Origin of the sequence: Candidatus Tisiphia endosymbiont of Nemotelus nigrinus (assembly GCF_964026475.1) — a bacterium.
GTDB lineage: Bacteria > Pseudomonadota > Alphaproteobacteria > Rickettsiales > Rickettsiaceae > Tisiphia.
The window spans coordinates 855,547-873,550 of record NZ_OZ032151.1 but is presented as its reverse complement, the minus strand read 5'-3'; the positions used below and the strand labels follow the sequence as shown (position 1 = coordinate 873,550).

19 protein-coding genes are annotated in these 18,004 nt (G+C 33.3%); 13 read left to right on the top strand and 6 right to left on the bottom strand.

Features of this window, described 5'->3' with window-relative positions; translation table 11 throughout:
* The first annotated feature begins 42 nt into the window (after positions 1 to 42).
* Both AAGD39_RS04095 and AAGD39_RS04090 read left to right on the top strand, forming a co-directional pair.
* The gene (locus AAGD39_RS04095; RefSeq protein ID WP_341756148.1) at positions 43 to 294 is read left to right on the top strand and encodes a CopG family antitoxin; all 252 of its coding nucleotides are present in this window, start codon (positions 43 to 45) and stop codon (positions 292 to 294) included.
* 20 nt (positions 295 to 314) lie between these two features.
* Positions 315 to 587: a hypothetical protein gene (locus AAGD39_RS04090; protein WP_341756147.1), complete on the top strand. Its 273-nt coding sequence runs from the start codon at positions 315 to 317 to the stop codon at positions 585 to 587.
* A 41-nt stretch (positions 588 to 628) separates the two neighbouring features.
* Here the strand turns inward: AAGD39_RS04090 and AAGD39_RS04085 are convergent, their stop codons facing one another.
* Entirely contained in the window at positions 629 to 1,174 is a 546-nt protein-coding gene (locus tag AAGD39_RS04085) for a helix-turn-helix domain-containing protein (protein WP_341756146.1), read from the bottom strand.
* Between the two features lie 903 nt (positions 1,175 to 2,077).
* Between AAGD39_RS04085 and AAGD39_RS04080 the strand changes: the two genes are divergently transcribed.
* From AAGD39_RS04080 to AAGD39_RS04065, 4 genes are all read left to right on the top strand, one after another.
* Positions 2,078 to 3,652: a Sca4 family protein gene (locus AAGD39_RS04080; RefSeq protein ID WP_341756145.1), complete on the top strand. Its 1,575-nt coding sequence runs from the start codon at positions 2,078 to 2,080 to the stop codon at positions 3,650 to 3,652.
* 2 nt (positions 3,653 to 3,654) lie between these two features.
* Positions 3,655 to 4,338 (top strand): hypothetical protein, encoded by a 684-nt coding sequence (locus AAGD39_RS04075; protein WP_341756144.1) that lies wholly within the window; start codon positions 3,655 to 3,657, stop codon positions 4,336 to 4,338.
* A gap of 252 nt (positions 4,339 to 4,590) precedes the next feature.
* The gene (locus AAGD39_RS04070; RefSeq protein ID WP_341756143.1) at positions 4,591 to 5,235 is read left to right on the top strand and encodes an HD domain-containing protein; all 645 of its coding nucleotides are present in this window, start codon (positions 4,591 to 4,593) and stop codon (positions 5,233 to 5,235) included.
* Between the two features lie 161 nt (positions 5,236 to 5,396).
* Entirely contained in the window at positions 5,397 to 6,743 is a 1,347-nt protein-coding gene (locus AAGD39_RS04065) for an MFS transporter (protein ID WP_341756142.1), read from the top strand.
* On the opposite strand, the gene AAGD39_RS04060 is transcribed toward AAGD39_RS04065, so the two are convergent.
* The 4 genes from AAGD39_RS04060 to AAGD39_RS04050 form a co-directional block, all read right to left on the bottom strand.
* Positions 6,634 to 7,356 carry an HD domain-containing protein gene (locus tag AAGD39_RS04060; protein WP_341756141.1) on the bottom strand — a complete coding sequence of 241 codons (723 nt, stop codon included), beginning with the start codon at positions 7,354 to 7,356 and terminating at the stop codon, positions 6,634 to 6,636. The genes AAGD39_RS04065 and AAGD39_RS04060 overlap by 110 nt on opposite strands.
* Before the next feature lie 99 nt (positions 7,357 to 7,455).
* Positions 7,456 to 8,286, bottom strand: a complete 831-nt coding sequence (locus AAGD39_RS04055) for a hypothetical protein (protein ID WP_341756140.1) — start codon at positions 8,284 to 8,286, stop codon at positions 7,456 to 7,458.
* A gap of 790 nt (positions 8,287 to 9,076) precedes the next feature.
* A complete protein-coding gene (locus AAGD39_RS07040; protein WP_375359839.1) occupies positions 9,077 to 9,268 on the bottom strand; it encodes a reverse transcriptase domain-containing protein in 192 nt (63 codons plus the stop codon).
* Positions 9,269 to 9,727: 459 nt separating this feature from the next.
* Positions 9,728 to 9,988, bottom strand: a complete 261-nt coding sequence (locus AAGD39_RS04050; RefSeq protein WP_341756139.1) for a hypothetical protein — start codon at positions 9,986 to 9,988, stop codon at positions 9,728 to 9,730.
* 586 nt (positions 9,989 to 10,574) lie between these two features.
* On the opposite strand from AAGD39_RS04050, the gene AAGD39_RS04045 reads away from it, so the two are divergent.
* Positions 10,575 to 10,937 (top strand): hypothetical protein, encoded by a 363-nt coding sequence (locus AAGD39_RS04045; RefSeq protein ID WP_341756138.1) that lies wholly within the window; start codon positions 10,575 to 10,577, stop codon positions 10,935 to 10,937.
* 40 nt (positions 10,938 to 10,977) lie between these two features.
* Here AAGD39_RS04045 and AAGD39_RS04040 read toward each other — a convergent pair whose 3' ends face one another.
* The gene (locus AAGD39_RS04040; protein WP_341756137.1) at positions 10,978 to 11,190 is read right to left on the bottom strand and encodes a hypothetical protein; all 213 of its coding nucleotides are present in this window, start codon (positions 11,188 to 11,190) and stop codon (positions 10,978 to 10,980) included.
* A 140-nt stretch (positions 11,191 to 11,330) separates the two neighbouring features.
* On the opposite strand from AAGD39_RS04040, the gene AAGD39_RS04035 reads away from it, so the two are divergent.
* From AAGD39_RS04035 to AAGD39_RS04010, 6 genes are all read left to right on the top strand, one after another.
* The gene (locus AAGD39_RS04035) at positions 11,331 to 11,942 is read left to right on the top strand and encodes a TraE/TraK family type IV conjugative transfer system protein (protein ID WP_341756136.1); all 612 of its coding nucleotides are present in this window, start codon (positions 11,331 to 11,333) and stop codon (positions 11,940 to 11,942) included.
* A gap of 23 nt (positions 11,943 to 11,965) precedes the next feature.
* Positions 11,966 to 12,625 (top strand): type-F conjugative transfer system secretin TraK, encoded by a 660-nt coding sequence (locus AAGD39_RS04030; RefSeq protein ID WP_341756135.1) that lies wholly within the window; start codon positions 11,966 to 11,968, stop codon positions 12,623 to 12,625.
* Between the two features lie 54 nt (positions 12,626 to 12,679).
* Positions 12,680 to 13,432 (top strand): IS5 family transposase, encoded by a 753-nt coding sequence (locus tag AAGD39_RS04025; protein WP_341756107.1) that lies wholly within the window; start codon positions 12,680 to 12,682, stop codon positions 13,430 to 13,432.
* A 133-nt stretch (positions 13,433 to 13,565) separates the two neighbouring features.
* The gene (locus AAGD39_RS04020) at positions 13,566 to 14,837 is read left to right on the top strand and encodes a TraB/VirB10 family protein (protein ID WP_341756134.1); all 1,272 of its coding nucleotides are present in this window, start codon (positions 13,566 to 13,568) and stop codon (positions 14,835 to 14,837) included.
* A 16-nt stretch (positions 14,838 to 14,853) separates the two neighbouring features.
* Complete coding sequence (locus AAGD39_RS04015) at positions 14,854 to 15,213, top strand: hypothetical protein (protein ID WP_341756133.1); 360 nt, start codon at positions 14,854 to 14,856, stop codon at positions 15,211 to 15,213.
* 27 nt (positions 15,214 to 15,240) lie between these two features.
* Entirely contained in the window at positions 15,241 to 18,003 is a 2,763-nt protein-coding gene (locus AAGD39_RS04010) for a TraC family protein (protein WP_341756132.1), read from the top strand.
* Position 18,004 lies beyond the last annotated feature (1 nt).

Genomic DNA, 18,004 nt, shown 5'->3' with positions numbered 1-18,004 from the left:
TACATACTATGTATAGTCATTAAATAAAAACTATGTAAAATTATGCACTACAAATTAGATAAATATGAACAAGAAATAGAGATTAATTTTGAAAAACAATCTAGTATTAAAAACCATGAGGATATTGGTCTATTTCAAAATGCGGCTAAAACACATCTAAAGCAAAAACACCCGATTACCATAAGAGTAGCCCAACAGGATATTGAAGCTATAAAAATTAAAGCTTCAAAGGCTGGATTAGCATATCAAACATATATTAATATGCTGATTCATAAAGAAGCCACAAGATTATAGATGTTGTTAGGTAGTGTAAGTTGATTAAATTTAGATATAATTATGAGAAAAATTCGAAATTATTACTTGAAAGGGGAATAGGTTTTGAAGAAATAATTCAGGCTATAGCAGATGGAAATCTGCTAGATATAACGAAACATCACAATCAAGAGCAATATCCTGATCAACAGATTTTATATGTAAGAGTAGTAACTGAAGTATATGCTGTACCTTACATTAAAGAAAATAAAGAAACTATTTTTCTAAAGACACTATTTCCAAGTAGAAAAGCAAGAAAGAAATTTTTAAGTTAAATCTCACTCAAATTGGTAAAGGAAACAATAGATATAAATTATTATTTCAAATCACTGTCACAATCGGGGTTTTGCTGAGAAGGCTTATCATTGTCAGAAACAGTAGCCTTAATTCTGCCAATCATTTCATCTAGTGATACTTGAAAATAATCTGCTAGGGCTATAGTTACGGCACTACCTAAAGTTTGTTGCAAAGAATCTTCCTTTACAAAATCATGGATAATATGCTCATTAAATCCAAGTTCTATAGCTAGCTTATAAGGATTCAAATTTAGTTCTTTTAGTTTTTTAGTAAGAAATTTTTTTAAATTAACACCAATACGTTCTGAATCGATTATTTGGAATTTATAATTTTCTATGTTTAGAGAAATATGTGTATTTCTGCCAACAACTTCATCCATAGAACATTCAAAGTAGTTTGCAATAGTAATAATAGTTTTAAGTACAGGACTATAATGTTTAGATTTAGTGATATTACTTAATGTTGAAGAAGCAATTCCACTACCTTGTATAAGATCCTTTCTTCTTAACTTTTTATCTTTAAGCCTTAGTCTTAAAAAGTTTTTAATGTTTTCAGAAATGCTCATAATTATTTTCAGCGAAACGCGGTAAATTTTCTTGACACCCCAAAATAATTATATTAAACTCTCTAAAATAGGATGAGACCAAAAAAAAGAGAGTTCAGTAACTACTGACTAATTTTTTAAACCAAAATACACATTTTGTTTTAACTATCCGATTAGTATTTAGCTTTGGCGTCATTGTAAGAAGCCACTTTGCAACATACTGTCATTGCGAGAAGCCACTTTAGTTGTGACGAAGCAATCCAAAAAATGATTAAATTTGGATTGCTTCGTAGTGCTTACGCACTTCTCGCAATGACATTTGGGTAAAAAGCACTTTCGTCATTGCGAGACCACGTGAGCGGTCGTGGCAATCCATTTTCATTAGATTGGATTGCTTCGTCACCACGAAGTGACTACTCTCAATGACGGAGTAATGCTAATCGGATTAGCTATAAGTCTCAAACCAAAAGAGCCAGTGTAACACTCAAGCGTTTAGCTTATTAATAAGGCTAAAATTTGAATGTTACATTTAGGTCGTAAACTAGGTAAGTACTCAGAAGTTTTGCAGACGAAAAGTACTTACTAGCGAAATTAATCCAATAGCTATTGCTATTAAATTATAACCCTTATTGAGGTGTACCTATGATCATACACAAATCTCTCCCTCTAGTCAAACTCTATTATTTTTGCAGTTTTATAACGTAAATATTACCAATATCAACGTCATTGCAAGAAGCTTTGGATTACTTCGTCGCTACTAAAGTAGCTCCTCGCAATGACGGTATATATGCGTCATTGCGAGGAAGTAGCACTGCTACGACGAAGCAATCCATTTCTAATTACTTTATGGATTGCTACGACCTTACATGGTCTCGCAATGACGAGTTATAGGCACATACATCATTGCAAAATAGTAGAAGAATTATGAAAGATAACCCGCAACCCATTAATAGTCCTCAAGAGAATAGTAATGAGGTTATAGAACAAACAGAAGAATCACAAGACTTGTTTATTTTAGCAGGTTCAGCTAGTAGCAGCTTTGGGGGTATAGAAGACTTAGACCCCATTACCGAAGCCATCAGGCATGAAATCTTACAAAAACAGCGTGGTATTTTAAGAGAATATATAGCCCAGTATTATGACATAACAGTAATTGACTATGATGATCAGAAACTTGCTGAATATCTGAAAAATGTCAATAACCGAGTAATAATTGATCAAGCATTTCTAGATGGTAAAGTTAAAGCTGAATTAGAAAAAACAGAGATAGCAGGATATAAGAATGTTCATCATAATTTTGCCGATCAATTTCATACAATAAATTGGCAAGATGGTGATAAGCAAAACAATGTCAGAAGCCAAATAGTAAGAAATAATTCAGGTGATGAGTTAGCTACTATCAAGGAAACAACTCATAAAATTAATAGCATAGTTTCTTTGTCAGATGGCACATTTAAACAAATCAATAGCTATCGAACTATAGACCTACCAACAGAATTGGCAAATAAAAGCGGTCCTATGCATTTGTCATTAGCTGTAAAAGATGAAAATGGTCGAAATATTGCCAAGGATCGAGCTGTATATTTTACTGCTCATTATGATAGTCAAGGTAAATTATCAGAGATCAGTAGTCCAAAGCCAGTGAGATTTAATGGTGAAGGAGATGAAGCAATAGGCTATATAGAACATTTAAGGCATGTCTATAGTTTGCCAGTAACCCAAGGTAAATATCGAGAAATGATGTTAGCTTTGGAAAAAAATAAGGGACAAGAAATTGACCTCTCTCAAAATATCACTACTGCTCAGGATATGATAGTTACTGCTAATATTGTTAATAGTGATTTGTCAATACAAGAAGAAAAAAAGCAATATCATCTTGATAAGCTAAAATTAGCCGAAGAAACATTAGAGAAAACAGCTGAGCATTATGAATTAGCAAAACGACAAGCGGAAATGATATCACGTGGAGTGCAGCTAACAGAAAATAGTGATAATGTTGCTAATCGACAATTATTTGAAAAAATGTCAGAAAATTTTCAGTGTATCTATGACATGTCTCCTGAGCAAGCAATTGTTAAGTATCAAACAATCTTGGATGAATTACAACCGGCAACTGATTTGCGAGATCAGCAAAGAGGATTATTACAACAGCTTGTCGAGCAAGATCCCACTTTAGCTGCTAGGTCAGTAGCAAGACATTATTATACCCATGCGGTAGCATATCAAAAAGAAAAAACAGCAGATGCAAGTAGTACAGCATTGGAAGAGTTAGAAAACCTTGTAAAAATATGTGGTGGTTATGAAAAATTAGGCTTAACTCCGGTAAAGCCACAATTACCTTTATTGAGGGATGAGTCTTTAAAAATGAAAACTGAAACAACTAAAAAAGTAGGTAGTATGATAGAAAAGTTTATGAGTAGAGGCTCTCCATCTAATACACCGCCACCAGTAAATACATCAAAATTACAATTAAACAACACTCAAGTAAATAGGAGGTAACTATGCCAGGTAAGAAATTTTTATATAGTATAACACATATGTCTGATACATCAAGGCATGTTCAAGAACAAATTCATGACTATTTAAGTAAGAAATATCAAATTAATGTTGCAAGCGTTTTAGAAGATTATCACTCAGATATACTAAAGTTGGAAAAAGTTAAAAAGCCTGAATTTGCAAAATACCAAGAATTATTTAATGATGACCGAAAAGACACTGCTTGGAATTTATACTTACATTTAGTGGCAGGGAAACAAGAGGTTGCTTCATATTTATCAGAGTATCTAAGAAAAGGTTATGGTACTGTTCAAGATGACTTCCTTACTGATTTAACTCTGCTAATAGGAGCAAAGTTAGGAGATCAACAATCAATTGAACTAATGGCAACAAGGTCAATATCACCGCAAATATTAGATATAGCCAAAAAATGTTTGCCAGAAATTGCCCAACATAAACTAGGCATAGAAGGTAGACAAGACATATTATGGGATGAGATGATGTCTAGAGGTAAGGCATTTGCTTATTTTGTTAAGAAAGTATCAGATCATTCATATTATCAAACTATTCAAGAATCTAATGCTGCTGGAATAAAATACTGGAGTAATTTTGTTGAACCAACGTTTTATTGTTTATCTGAAACTACGGATGAAGTGCCAATAACAGGGGCATTACACGAGCAAGAATGATATCGTTCTTGTGAGAAGTGCGTAAGCACTACGAAGCAATCCAAATCTAATCATTTTTCTAGATTGCTTCGTTGCTACTAAAAGTAGCTCCTCGCAATGACGTATGCATTTATAACTCGTCATTGCGAGACCGCGTAGTGGTCGTGGCAATTTAACTATTCTTAGATTGTTTCACCAGCTCATGCCTCCTCGCTAATAGACGAAGTAATAACTAAGCAAGTTTCAGAGTAAACATTCAATAGGGAGTCGTTTATGACCGAACAAAAAGTCATTATCCTGCTACATCCTCATAGCCAACAACTACAAGAATCTTTGAAACAGGAGTTCTTAGATAAAATTAAAACATGTAGTAAAAGGCACAGTACAATAATAGATATCCCTGTTGTAACACGGGCATTAGAATACGTTATTAAACATCAAGCAGATCAGAAACGACACTCTGGCGAGTCATTTTACCATCATCCAATGCAGGTTGCATTAATAGCAGCCGGAATTTCCTGTAAAACTGAAATAATAGCAGCATCCTTATTGCATGATATTGTAGAGGATACAGCACTTACTATTAGTCAGATACGGTTTTCATTTGGCACAAAAATAGCAGAATTAGTTGACAAACTAACGAAGCTTGATGATATTACAACAAAAAAAGTAAAAATTGAAGGAGAGCATGCTTTGCAGAAATTGTTGTATCCGGAAGATACGGATGCATGGTATATCAAGCTTGCTGATAGGTTACATAATATGCAAACTCTTCATTATATTAAGTCAAAAGAAAAACAGAAACGAATCGCTTTTGATACTTTAAAGAACTTTATCCCGCTGGCAAAACTAGCTCGGGTAGAATGGATAGAACAAGAACTATACGCCTTAGCTATCAAAACATTAGAGGACAATTAATACTCTTGGTCTATTTTTTATTAGGCTTTTATTTGAGTACCGTGATATTGTTGCAAGCAAAAATTTATTATTTCAATTTCCTACATCTATTTTTTCTTGCTATCATTAGCCAAACCATCACTATGTTTATTAGTACTAGAATAAAAATGTAAGGTAGAAAAATGATAGGACATCAGCAAGAACAAAGGAGCTTAACCAAGGAACAGAAAGAAGCTGTTGGGTTACTTTCAGTTGGAACGTTTTTAGAGTATTTTGATCTGATGCTATATGTACATATGGCGGTTCTTCTAAATGAGCTTTTTTTCCCAAAAAGCGATCCTTTTACCTCTTCATTGCAGTCTGCTTTTGCATTTTGCTCAGTTTTTGTTTTAAGACCTGTAGGGGCACTTATTTTCGGTAGGATCGGTGATAAAATTGGTCGCAAACCAATAGTGATTATCACAACCTTTATTATGTCTATTTCATGCATTATAATTGCTACTCTTCCAACATATGAACAAATAGGTATAGTCGCCGCATGGTTAGTTACCATGTGCCGCATGTTACAGGGTATGTCATCTATGGGAGAAATAGTAGGTGCAGAGATTTATTTAACTGAATTCGTAAAACCACCTATACAATATCCGGCTGTAATGTTAATTGCAATTTTTTCTATTTTAGGAGGAACAGTAGCTTTAGGTGTTGCATCCATTACAACTAAATATCAATTTAATTGGCGTATTGCATTTTTGCTCGGAGCACTAATTGCAATGGTTGGTGGTATTGCAAGAACAGCACTAAAAGAAACAACGGACTTTGCAGATGCAACACGTCGGTTAAAAAATATCTTAGCTAAATCAGGTGTAAGTATGGTTAAATTACAAGGTGACCCTATATTGCATGAGAAAGTAAGTAAAAAAACAACTATAGCTTTATTTTTAATACAGTGTGGATGGCCACTATGTTTTTATTTTACATATATTTATTGTGGAAATATTCTTAAAAATCAGTTTGGTTATAAACCAGAAGAAGTAATTAATCAAAATTTTATCGTATCAATGGTGAATTTAGTTGGCTATATATTATTAATGTATTTAAGTTATAAAATACATCCATTAAAGATATTGAAAGCAAAACTGTTTATATTCTGTCCGGTTGCTTTGCTTTGTCCTTACTTGCTAAGCCATATAAACAGTCCATTACATCTATTTGCACTTCAATCATTTTTTATGTTATTTGTACTTAGCACTAATCCAGCGACCCCTGTCTTTTATACTCATATTCCCATTTTTAAACGCTTTACTTATGGTGGCTTTATATACGCTATATCTCGTGCTATCATGCATATCACTACATCATTTGGAATTATCTATTGTGAGAAATATTTTGGGCAATGGGGAGTGTCCTTGATTATAGTATCTATGGCAATAGGTTATGGATTTGGAGTATTTTACTTTGTGAAACTAGAGAAGGAAGCAGGAAATTATCATGTAAAGTTTGGTGATCATTCTGTATCTGCATATTCTTAAAACATAACCTTACTAATATTTGCTCAATTTTTGGGCTTCCAAGGTAGATACTAAGACTCATAAATCTGCTAAGAGTTTCTTCTATTATCTTCTTAATTTTTTTTGGCGATTTTACCCCAATAGTTTCTACATTATGAATTCTATCGAATAGCTTAATGATTAAGACATCATATTTTTTTTGTACCCATAATAATTCTACCGTTTCTGCTGCACTAATTTTTCTGTCTACCTTCACTCTGGTTAAGTCTTCTACCTGATTAGCAATCTGACTACCAAAGATATTATCAATCATAGTTTTAGTCAGAGCTGTATCTTCAATAGTATCATGCAGTAAACTGGTAACGATCATATCAGTCCTGAAATATGGGGGTATTTCTAATGCTGTGTGCTGTGCCACCATGTACGCTACTTCTATCGGGTGAGAGTAATACGGCTCTCCGGATTGTCGCCTCTGCACACCATGATATTTTTTGGCGTAATAAATACCCTTTTTAACTTCATCAATATCTACTGGTTGCTTTACTTGCTGGTTAAGCTGAGTTAGTTTATTGAGTAACCTCTCAACATATTCACAAGATTCAAATTTTGACTGCCAATTATGAATATCTTCCATAAAATACCTAACACATTATTTTAATCATAAGTTATATTAAACTAAAATCCTACTACTTTCAAGCATTTACTATTTTGAAAAAGATGAATATTTTTAAAATTATATCCCTAGTTTTTTGTTGTGGCTTTCTAGACTCTCAATTAACAGCTCTTCTACTTGATAACTAATATTTTCATTGTCAAAATCTGTGAAATCTATTATTATTCTGCTTGTAATTTTATTATTAGACTCTAGAAGTCCTATCAGTGCTATTGCTCCATTGTCAGTAATATTATTATAGCTGAGGTTTATTTGGCTGATGGTTCTGTTAGTTTCCAAAGCTTTAACAAGCTGGACAATCCCAATATCACTAATAATATTATTATTGAGACATATTGTCTTTATAGTGTTATTATTCTTTAGAAGTCTTGCTAGTATGATTGCTCCTTTATCACTAATATTATTGCTACAGATATCCACTTGCTTTATAATTTCATTATTTGTTAGAAGGTCTGCCAGTATATCTGCTCCCTCATCACCAATATCATTGCCTCTAAAACTTATTTGCTTTATAGTTTTATTATTTTCTAGAAATTCATCTAGTGTGACTAGCCCTTGAACCCCAATATTGTTATATTCAATATCTATATTAATCAAACTATGATTATTCTCTAACAGTTTGATAAGCAAACTTAGTTCCTCAAAGTCAATATCGTTGTTGCAAAGACGTAATGCGGTTATAAGCTTATTATGTTCTAACACTTTGCCAAGTATTGCAATTCCTTCTAAACCTATATGAACGTCGATAAGTTCTATATAAGTTATATTATTGCTCTGCAAAACTTTTCCAAGTATTTGTGCAGCAATGTTAGTGATATTATTTATTTTTTCATTTGTTAAATTATTTTGTTGTGAATCATTTTGTTGTTGATTTCTGACATCGCTCGTCATACAATTAGTCCCTATTGTTCGTTAGGAAAATAGACACTGAGGTTAGATTTAAAAATTTTGTGATTATTGCTTCTAACCTCAGTGCTTAACACCACACTACGTAGCGTCATCTTCACAGATATCCTCATTAATCCCAGAAGTACAGAGGTTTTTTGCACGATTAGTGATTTTTTTATAAAATTTATTATAGTAGTGTTGAACTAGAGACAGTGACTAAAATTATTATTAAATAAGCACATAATTTAGCTAATTAAGATTTAATGTGTGACAACATTAATTAGAAATAGTAGAGTAGACGTAATAGTCACCTATTACGCCCCTCATTAGATCCGCATCGTACCCTATTAAGGCAATGGGTTCAAGATATCATCATTTACACGGTATGTACACTTAAACAAACATGATATACTTTTACCTTTGGCAAAGGATGGCGTGTAATAAATAGTTTAAATTGTTCCCAGTTAAAAGATTTCTTTTGACTGCGTCTGTTTAGCCATTTGAACATTATTTTAACCGCCTTCCATATGAAACTATCTACTGCATTGCAATTGTGCGACCCTCCATAATATTGGATATGTCCTCTAAGCTTACTGCAGAATGTTGCCCATATGATAGATAGTTTGTATTTGTTTCTAATGCCTTTACACCAGTCATTAACTTTCTTTAACTTGACTCTTATTCTTTTTCCACTGCTCTTTACCTTAGGTATTATTCTACCATTCCTAGACTTTCCTAGATAAAAGGTAAATCCTAGAAAATCAAAGGACTCCTGTTTTAGACCTCGAGACAACTACCTCTTTGAAAATCTGACCATTTTGGTCTTTTCTTCATTGAGCTTAAGTTTGTACTTCTCAAGTCGTCTTGCAAGAACTGCTTTAATCTTCTTTGCATCCTCTTCATATCTACAGCATATCACCGCATCATCACAGTAGCGAAATAACTCTACATTTCCCTTACAATGCTGGGTAACTACTTTTTTAATCCATTCATCTAGTACATAATATCCCCTCTCAGCTCCCTTGAATTTTATTCTTGTCGGCTGATACTTCTAAAATAGAAGAGGCTATAGGATATCCCACGTTCATAGATAAACTTTTATTACATGCCATGCTCTCTGACCTCGGAGACCTAACCTATACCTGCCTAAATTTACGATATAGGTAATGTTTGCATTCCTTTACTTGAACAAAGTCTGCGGTCTCGTAAATGCCTTTACGTGGCTCAATCACTACGGCCTGCAATATCTCTGCCTACGCTTAGTATAGTTGTTACCAATTTCTGCCCAAGGCTCGATACTTAGTGTGCTAGGTCAACACTTCTAAGGCTGTTTTCTCAACAGCTAGTCTATCCACGCTTCGTGGTACACTCAAGTTGCCACATATTTTCTATTTTATTACCTTAAATAGCTACAATCTTAAAAAAGCAAGGGTAAATAATTTTATTAAAATTTACCAGATAAAGCATCAAGTATCACTTTATTATTGGCAATGATGGCATCTAGGTATTTTATGACTTGTTGTAAATACCATATAATGATTGTAGTACTATCACCTGAATAGTCGTATACTTTCTGCATTAGCTCATCATTAGCACAAAGCGTTTCTAATACCTTTGTTAATGTTAACCTTGCTTCAAGCAATTTTGGCTGAATCTCGTGCAAGTTAATAATTTCTTTTTGTTGATTTTGGTCGTTATTAGTCATATGATTTTCCTACCGTTTTTTAGGTTACAAAAAAATGGGGTACTAGAGGTTAGCTTGGTAAAATTTGCGTTTTATTCTAACCTCTGTACTTGTTAGTTAACTAGATGGCACTTACTAACTTAACAACAAACTTAAAGATATTAAGTGCTATCAACACCACACCTATTCCATATTAGAAGAGGAGTAAAGCAAATTGGAAAGTAAAATCAAATATTTTTCTTAAAAAACCAAAGAAGCTGCAAATAAGAGACAGTGGAAAAATAACCACTGTAACCTGCATCTAGATCAGTTAAATTAAATGTTACTTACCGTTAATCTAATTTTTGATTTGGCAGTACTTTTTATAATTCGTCCCAACAAATAAGCCAAAATATTCCCTATAAAACTTACTAGTCTTACAAAAATCTCATAATCCTCTACAACCACTTACTTTAAAACTTTTTGCATTAAAAACAATGGGTGATAATGACACCTATTTATTTTCAAGAGAATCACATAATTTATCATCTTAAGCTTAGTTATGCTGCTACACAGTAGAAAGTAGTAAGAAAAAGCAATAGCAAACAATTAATAAAAAAGGAAGATTATGGCGGATTCGAAGAACATACCAAACACAACTAATAAAATAACTAGCAAACAAAAAAATCAGCATTGCCTAGATAATAATTGGAGCAATACTCTCTCACATTTCAGCTATGGAATAATTATCATTTTACTTAGCACTATTGCCTCTGAAAGTTTAGCGGTAGATTTAGGTAGATTTGGCAAAGGTGTTACTGAACCACTGGTAAAATTTGCAACGGATTACTGGATTTATGGAGCTGGGCTTGGTGGTATTTTCACAGCCCTCATGTCTGAAGGTGATGGTCGTGTTCGAGTAATTCGTGGCGGTACGGTTTTTGTCGGTAGTAGTGCTATTTGTATGGGTATACTGGCTGCTATAGCTTAAATCAAGGATAAATTATAACAATATTTGATTTTTAATTTTTTTACTTACGAGATTTAATTATGGAAAGAGTACGATTTAATAATTGCTTAAACAAACCGGTGAGATTTTGGAACATATCTATTGGCTCAATAGTAGGGGGTATTAGTTTTGGGTTAATCCTTCTATGTTTTAAAGGGGTGTTGTGGTCTTTTTTGGCAAGTGCCATTGGTTTTGCGATAGGTGGATGGTTTATGGATAAATGGTGGCTTGGCATAATCCAACGTTGGCTCTATTGGCATCTACCATTTAGTAGGCTGGTTATATCAACAAATTTACCAGAGTCTCATATAAGGTTGTTTATGTAGTGATATTAAATTTAAGTGTAAATAGATATGAATAACTAGGGATTAAAGAATGGAAAAGATAGTAGCTATAGGTAACATCCAGCAAGTAACAAGACAGCGAAATTTGTTTTTAATACTAACAATGCTACTTTGCGTTAGTTGCCTAGGGTTATCAGTTAAATTACTGACGAGCAATGAAAAAGTAATTTTGGTACCAAGTCTTAGCCAAGAAGTATGGACTAGCAATAACGGGGTTTCTAAGGGATATCTGGAAGAAACAAGCCTAATGTACCTACCGCTGCTTCTTGATTTAAATCCAGAAATAGTAGATTACAAAGCCTCTATCATATTTAAATATATATCCCAAAGTGATGCTACTTATATGAAGAATATCCAAAACTATTTTGCTGATAGCAAAGAAAAATACAAAAAATTTGCCTTATCAACATATTTTTCCATCAAGAATTTAGAAGTTGATAGTAAGAACTTGCAAGTAATAGCAGCTGGCATGCTGACATCTAGATTTGGTGATAAAGGCTTTGAGGTAAGTCCTGCTTGTTATCAATTATCTTATGAATGGCTAGGCGGGCAACTTAGACTCAAAGAATTTGTAAGAATCAACGAAAATCAAGAAGCAGAGTCAGTACAGCATAATAGAGAAAATTATAAAGATAAAAAATAAAAGATAAGAAAACTGAGAATAAAATGATGAGCAAAATAATGATCAGAATAACACTAATGATTGTCATGATATTAACGAGTAGCGGAGTACTTGCAGCTCAAGAATTTGAATATATACCAGGAAGTAAAATCAAGACTAAAATAAGTGCAAGTAACGTTAATAGAATAGAATTTGGTAAAATAGCTATAGCACAAATTATTGGTGATGAAAGTAAATATAAAATAATAGCTGATGATAAAGCACAAAATATTTTTTTGTTGCCGAAGGTTCTAGCTCCTGAAACTTTTGAACTAGCCTTAGTTAATTCTTCTGGGAATGTTGCTGATTTAATACTTAAAGTGGAAGATATAGAAGGGCAAATTATCAAAGTCTCCATGGATAATTTTTATAATAAGTCATCTAACATCTTCGCCTCATCTCTTGACAATAAATGGTTAGTACAATCCCAAGAACAAGAAATTGCAAGGATGATAAGGAGTATGATCTTGGATAAAGAAGATAAATATTATGTAATCAGAGTAAAGAGAAAAATTAATCATTTGCAAAATATCGGGCTATCCATAGAGCAAGATAGGATTTATCGTTTTGGTAAATTTATTGGGGCAAGACTAAACGTCACCAACAAAAACTCTAAAAAACTAATTCATCTAGGTTCTGTGAAGTTTTGTAAAAAAATAAATTAAAAAGAAGGAGAGGTAGTGTATTTTCTATTTTAGACAATCAAAAACACTACCGGAATGAATTATCATATAAAAATCAGAGAATGGCAACAAATTATTGAAATATTAAGAAAAAGAAAAGATATAAAAACAAGAAATGAGGATAAGCTTAGACGATTTATTGAAGCAATATGGTACATAACACGTTCAGGATGCCAATGGCGGTTGTTACCGAGTGTTTATGGTTCATGGCGAGCAGTGCATATGAGGTTTAAAACTTGGTCTAATAAAGGAATATGGACCGATTTGTTTGAGCAAGTACAAGCTAATCCTGACATGGAATCAACAATGATTGACGCTACTATAGTTCGTGCCCATGCATGCTCAGCAGGTTATAAAAAAGATAGCCAAGATCAAGAAGCTTTAGGGCGTAGTAAAGGAGGTTTTACTACTAAAATCCATGCCTTAGTTGACGCTCTTGGTAATCCTTTAAAGTTTATTTTAACTGCAGGTCAAAGACATGACATTACACAAGCCAACTCATTGGTTAAAGATATTAAAAATACTATGCTCCTTGCCGATAAGGCATATGATAGCAATGCTTTTATTGAGCAGCTTGAAGAGCAAAATTGTATAGCTGTTATTCCATCAAAAAAGAACCGAAAACAGCAAAGGGAGTACGATAAACATATCTATAAAGAACGTCATTCGATCGAATGTTTTTTTGGTAAAATTAAACATTTTAGACGAATTTTTTCGAGATTTGATAAAACTGCTACTGCTTTCTTGTCTTTTTTGCAATTTGTTGGAGCTTTTATATGGCTTCGTTAGAAAACTTCACAGAACCTAAAAGAAGCGTATTTTAGCAATCTATTTGATTTTTGTTTAGCTACCACTATTGAAAAAACCGTACTTCCTCCTAAAGCCAAAGGATTTGTCTGGATAGTAGCAAAGGAGCAAACCGATGATTGATATGAAAATATTTGCTAAACTTAAAGAAAGAATACCATTTTTAACAAGGAATAACAATACTGGAGAAGTTATTGCTAATCAGGATATTCGAGCCAAACAGTATAATTTATTATTACTGATTTTTGGCATTAGCATTATTGCTGTACTTGTTCTGATCAGCATAATGCAGGGAAAGAATAAGCACAAAGCAATTATTAATGACAATCCTAAACCAAAATTAGAGGTGGCAAGTGAAGCATTAGACCCAGAGAAAATGTGGCGTAACCACTTTGAGGACTTACTAAATGACAATAAACGTAAATTTGATGAACGTTTACAAGGGGCAGAAACAAACTTTATCGAAAAAGAACAAAAATTACAAGAGGAGATAAAATCGGAACTAGCTAAAATGCAGGTTCAACTAAACTTTGCTAAGAACGAGCTGATTAGTAGCACAGAAGAGCTAAAAAGAATGCAGCAAATTCACCAAGAAGCAGAGCAAAATGTCAAAGATTTGACTAATGATACGAATATTAGTGCCGTAGACTTAAATAGCCAAATAGAATTTGAAAAACCAAAAGATGCTAAAATTTACATTCCAGAGACTTCATATGTTAGTGGTTATTTATTAGGTGGTCTTGCAGTATCTACCGCATTAAATACTCCTGATGAAAATGCTAGTCCTGTAGTAATTAGACTAACGGCAAGAGGCAACTTACCAAAGAACTTTAATCTTGATATCACTACCTGCCGCATTTTAGGAAGTAGCTATGGTGACTTATCAAGTGAAAGAGCAACTATTCGTCTAGAGAAAATGATCTGCATTGACCCAACTACAGAACTAATAACCACCAGTAATATAGCAGGTCTTGTGCATGGATCAGATGGTATGAATGGTATTAAGGGCAAAATAGTAGCTACTAGTAGTAAGCATATAAAAAATGCTTTGATCGGTGGAGTAATTAGCGGACTTAGCCAAAGTAGCAAAGGTCAAGAGAGCATGGCGATAACAAGTCTTGGAGCAGTTGCAACCCAAAAGAAAGGTTTTAAGGATATGCTAACAAATGGTGCTTTATCAGGTGCATCTAATGCTGCTGAGAAAATAGCTGATTATTATTTAAGAATGGCAGAAAGTATGTCACCTGTTCTTACTGTACCTGGTGGGGTAAAGGTAGATGTTATCTTCACCAAAGGCTTTTTTATTGGGGAATTAACTACCCATAAAAAAATTAAACAAGAAAGGAAACAAGGAAATCTAGCAAACAAGAAATATGAAGAAGAATAATAACGGGAGAACAATAATGACAGAGAAAATAGTAATAACGGGAAGAAAAATAATACAACAAATTTACCCAAAAGTCCTGCTTATTATCATGTTATTTAGTTTATCTAGCTGTGGTGTTTATGGTTCATCATTTACTTGCAGAGATGCAAGTGGTTTGGATTGCATGCCTTTGAGCATAGTTGATCAAAAAATCAATAGTGGAGAAATTACTGAAGTTGAATTAAAGGAAAGGACACAATGTAAAGGAAGGAAGTGCTACGTTAAAAACCTTACAGAAAAACCTGATATTAAAATTAATAAAGTTCATAAAGTAAAGTTGCAGCAAGAAACTGACCAGAAACTACTTAAAAATGGCAATTTGTTATATATCAAATAACTCTATGTCAAAAATAAAACATTATAGATGAGAAAGAAGAACAATTATATGAAGATAGTTAGTTTTTTACAAAATATAGGAAATATTTGCGGTCTTACAGTTCCTGCAGAAGTAAATTACAGCAGTACACAACTGTTGCAAGAACATATCAATGATAATACCAAAGGAGCAAAATCTTTAGCTCCATATTTAAGCTACCGATATTTTGACCCTAAATACAATATTTTCTTTAATGAAAATAATATAATAGGGTTCATGTTAGAAATAGCTCCGATAGTTGGAACAGATATTAATTTAGAAAAAAACTTAAGCCTATTTTTTAACAATGAATTACCAGCAAATTGTTATTTACAATTTTTACTAATTGCCAGCCATAACATAGAGCAAAAGCTGGAATTATGGAGTAATGCTAGAAGTAATTCTAATCAGATGTTACAGCAATTAACAGAATTTCGTAAGGAATATGTTAGTAAATGTGCCAAAGATTTTACTAATCCACATGGTAGGATGGCTAAAGATTTCAGGATATATATTTCTTTTAGCAAAAAAAATGACAGTAGTAATAGTGTGATATCTATTGAAGAAATAGTAGCTTTTCAAAGCAAATTAGTGAAAAAGCTGCAATCAATAAAACTATCTCCCCGTATATGTGATGCTGAAAAGTTAATGTTTGTAGCAGCTGATATAGCTCAAATGCAAATGCAAGAAAGATTAAGTCGTAAATATGATCCAATCAATCCGTTAGCTAGTCAAATATTGACACCACTCTCAAGAACTATGGTGCAAGAAGATTGTCTAATTCATTTGGATAGTACTTACAGCGATAATAGGTTAAAGATAAACAAATTATCAACTAACAAGTTAGTGTCTAAATGTTTTTACCCAAGTATGCTACCAGAACAGTGGTCATTACTTGAGATGATTAATTTACTTGGCTCAACAAATGATTATGGTTTACCAGCTAGGCTAATAATTAGTTACACAGTAGCAAATAATGTAAGTAAAATGCAAAGCTCAAAAATTCTAGCAAGAGGACATAGAAGCATCCATGCTGCTGAACAATGGTATGCAAGGCATGATACTAATTTAAGAAAAGAAGCACTAGAGTGGCGAGAGATAATTGCTAAAGCTAAAAATGGTGAACAATTTTTAACAGAGTCTCTGCAAATAATGATTACTGCTCCTGAAAGCGAAATAGAAATAGCCCAGGAATGCTTAACGAGTCTATACAACGCGAATGACTTCCAATTACAAATTAACAAAAACCTACAATTACCAGCAATGTTATCCATATTACCAATGCAACAGCTGATTAGTTGGAACTTCTTACAGCATTTTCAGTTGGTTAAAATTGCTCAGGCTAAGGAAGTAATAGCTAAATTACCCATACATGGAGAATGGAAGGGAGTTATGCAAAGCGGAGTACTATTACTAGGACGTAGAGGGGAGCTATTTAATTGGAATCCATTTGTTCGAATCAATGCCGGTAATTACAACGTATCGGTCATGGCACCATCTGGTTCTGGTAAGTCAGTATTTTTGCAGGAGTTAGCTACCTCAATGCTAGCCCAAAACTTTGCCGTATTTATTTTAGATATAGGTGGTAGTTATCAAAATATTTGTGAGTTAATTGGCGGAGAAACGATTAGATTCAATCAGCATAATAATATTTCTTTAAATCCTTTTGCTCAAATAGCAGGTAGCGGTAACAAACATGCTAAGGCTCTTTCTATGATTGAGGGAAATTGTCATTTGGTAGAAATAGGTTCGGTTACCTGGTTATCCTTAGAACAAATTGAAATGCTGAGTGCTAGTACTAAGCATCAAGATCATAATATTGCCAAAGAGCAATGGCAAGCAAAACAAGACGATGATCAAGATTTAGTCTTAGATCAAAAAATAGAAATATTACAAATAGAAAATCATTTTGTTACTAAGGACAGTATTATTTATGCCAAGAGCATTATAAGTAGCATGTGCGGCATTAGCAAGGACGCTCATAAGGAAGCTATCATTGAGCGAGCAATAAGTGAAGGCATAGGAAAATATGGCAGCAAACTCGATATTAGCAAACTTGCTAAAGTACTAGAAGAACTGGAAGGAGAAGCTGCAAAGGCTCTTGCTGAAACATTATATCCTTATACTGAAAAAGGAGTACATGGTAAATTCTTTAAGCAAGGCAAGACTGCTTCATTTAAAGAAATGCTAACTATATTTGAGTTTGAGGAAGTAAAGAATGATCCAGTATTACTTGGTGTAATATTACAAGTAGTATTGATGCAAGTAACAATGCAATTTTTATGTGGTGATAGATCAAAACAATTTTTACTGATCGTTGATGAGGCTTGGATGATTTTAGATTATTCAGCCAAATTCCTAGAAAGCTTTGGCAGAACGGTTAGAAAATATGGTGGTTCATTAGTTATTTGCGTACAAAATTTTAGTGATTTCCAGAGAAGTGATGAACGCAGAAGCATTTTAGAAAATAGTTCATGGCTGGTCATATTAAAGCAAGATGAAAAAGGACTAAGCTCATTGAGTGCTTCAGAAAGCTTTAAAGATATTATGCCCTTGATTGAATCTATTAGTTTGGTACCAGGTAAATATGCAGAGATGCTGCTTATATCTACCGGCTTAAAAGTTGTTGGACGACTTGAGTTAGATCCATATTCACAAGGATTATACTCAACAGAAGCAGCTGATTTTAAATATTTACTTGAGGCAAAACGTAGGGGCTTAAGTAAAGATGAAGCAGTAAAAGTCTTGGCAAGCAAATATGGTGAATTATAGC

Bases quoted from the DNA above. Each gene is read 5' to 3' on its own strand.
- AAGD39_RS04065 (WP_341756142.1), top strand. From the start codon at position 5,397: ATGATAGGACATCAGCAAGAACAAAGGAGCTTAACCAAGGAACAGAAA.
- AAGD39_RS04040 (WP_341756137.1), bottom strand. From the start codon at position 11,190: ATGCCAAGCCACCATTTATCCATAAACCATCCACCTATCGCAAAACCA.
- AAGD39_RS04015 (WP_341756133.1), top strand. From the start codon at position 14,854: ATGACAGAGAAAATAGTAATAACGGGAAGAAAAATAATACAACAAATT.
- AAGD39_RS04045 (WP_341756138.1), top strand. From the start codon at position 10,575: ATGGCGGATTCGAAGAACATACCAAACACAACTAATAAAATAACTAGC.
- AAGD39_RS04085 (WP_341756146.1), bottom strand. From the start codon at position 1,174: ATGAGCATTTCTGAAAACATTAAAAACTTTTTAAGACTAAGGCTTAAA.
- AAGD39_RS04010 (WP_341756132.1), top strand. From the start codon at position 15,241: ATGAGAAAGAAGAACAATTATATGAAGATAGTTAGTTTTTTACAAAAT.
- AAGD39_RS04035 (WP_341756136.1), top strand. From the start codon at position 11,331: ATGGAAAAGATAGTAGCTATAGGTAACATCCAGCAAGTAACAAGACAG.
- AAGD39_RS04080 (WP_341756145.1), top strand. From the start codon at position 2,078: ATGAAAGATAACCCGCAACCCATTAATAGTCCTCAAGAGAATAGTAAT.
- AAGD39_RS04060 (WP_341756141.1), bottom strand. From the start codon at position 7,356: ATGGAAGATATTCATAATTGGCAGTCAAAATTTGAATCTTGTGAATAT.
- AAGD39_RS04050 (WP_341756139.1), bottom strand. From the start codon at position 9,988: ATGACTAATAACGACCAAAATCAACAAAAAGAAATTATTAACTTGCAC.
- AAGD39_RS04030 (WP_341756135.1), top strand. From the start codon at position 11,966: ATGATGAGCAAAATAATGATCAGAATAACACTAATGATTGTCATGATA.
- AAGD39_RS04070 (WP_341756143.1), top strand. From the start codon at position 4,591: ATGACCGAACAAAAAGTCATTATCCTGCTACATCCTCATAGCCAACAA.
- AAGD39_RS04095 (WP_341756148.1), top strand. From the start codon at position 43: ATGCACTACAAATTAGATAAATATGAACAAGAAATAGAGATTAATTTT.
- AAGD39_RS04025 (WP_341756107.1), top strand. From the start codon at position 12,680: ATGAATTATCATATAAAAATCAGAGAATGGCAACAAATTATTGAAATA.
- AAGD39_RS04055 (WP_341756140.1), bottom strand. From the start codon at position 8,286: ATGACGAGCGATGTCAGAAATCAACAACAAAATGATTCACAACAAAAT.
- AAGD39_RS04020 (WP_341756134.1), top strand. From the start codon at position 13,566: ATGATTGATATGAAAATATTTGCTAAACTTAAAGAAAGAATACCATTT.
- AAGD39_RS04075 (WP_341756144.1), top strand. From the start codon at position 3,655: ATGCCAGGTAAGAAATTTTTATATAGTATAACACATATGTCTGATACA.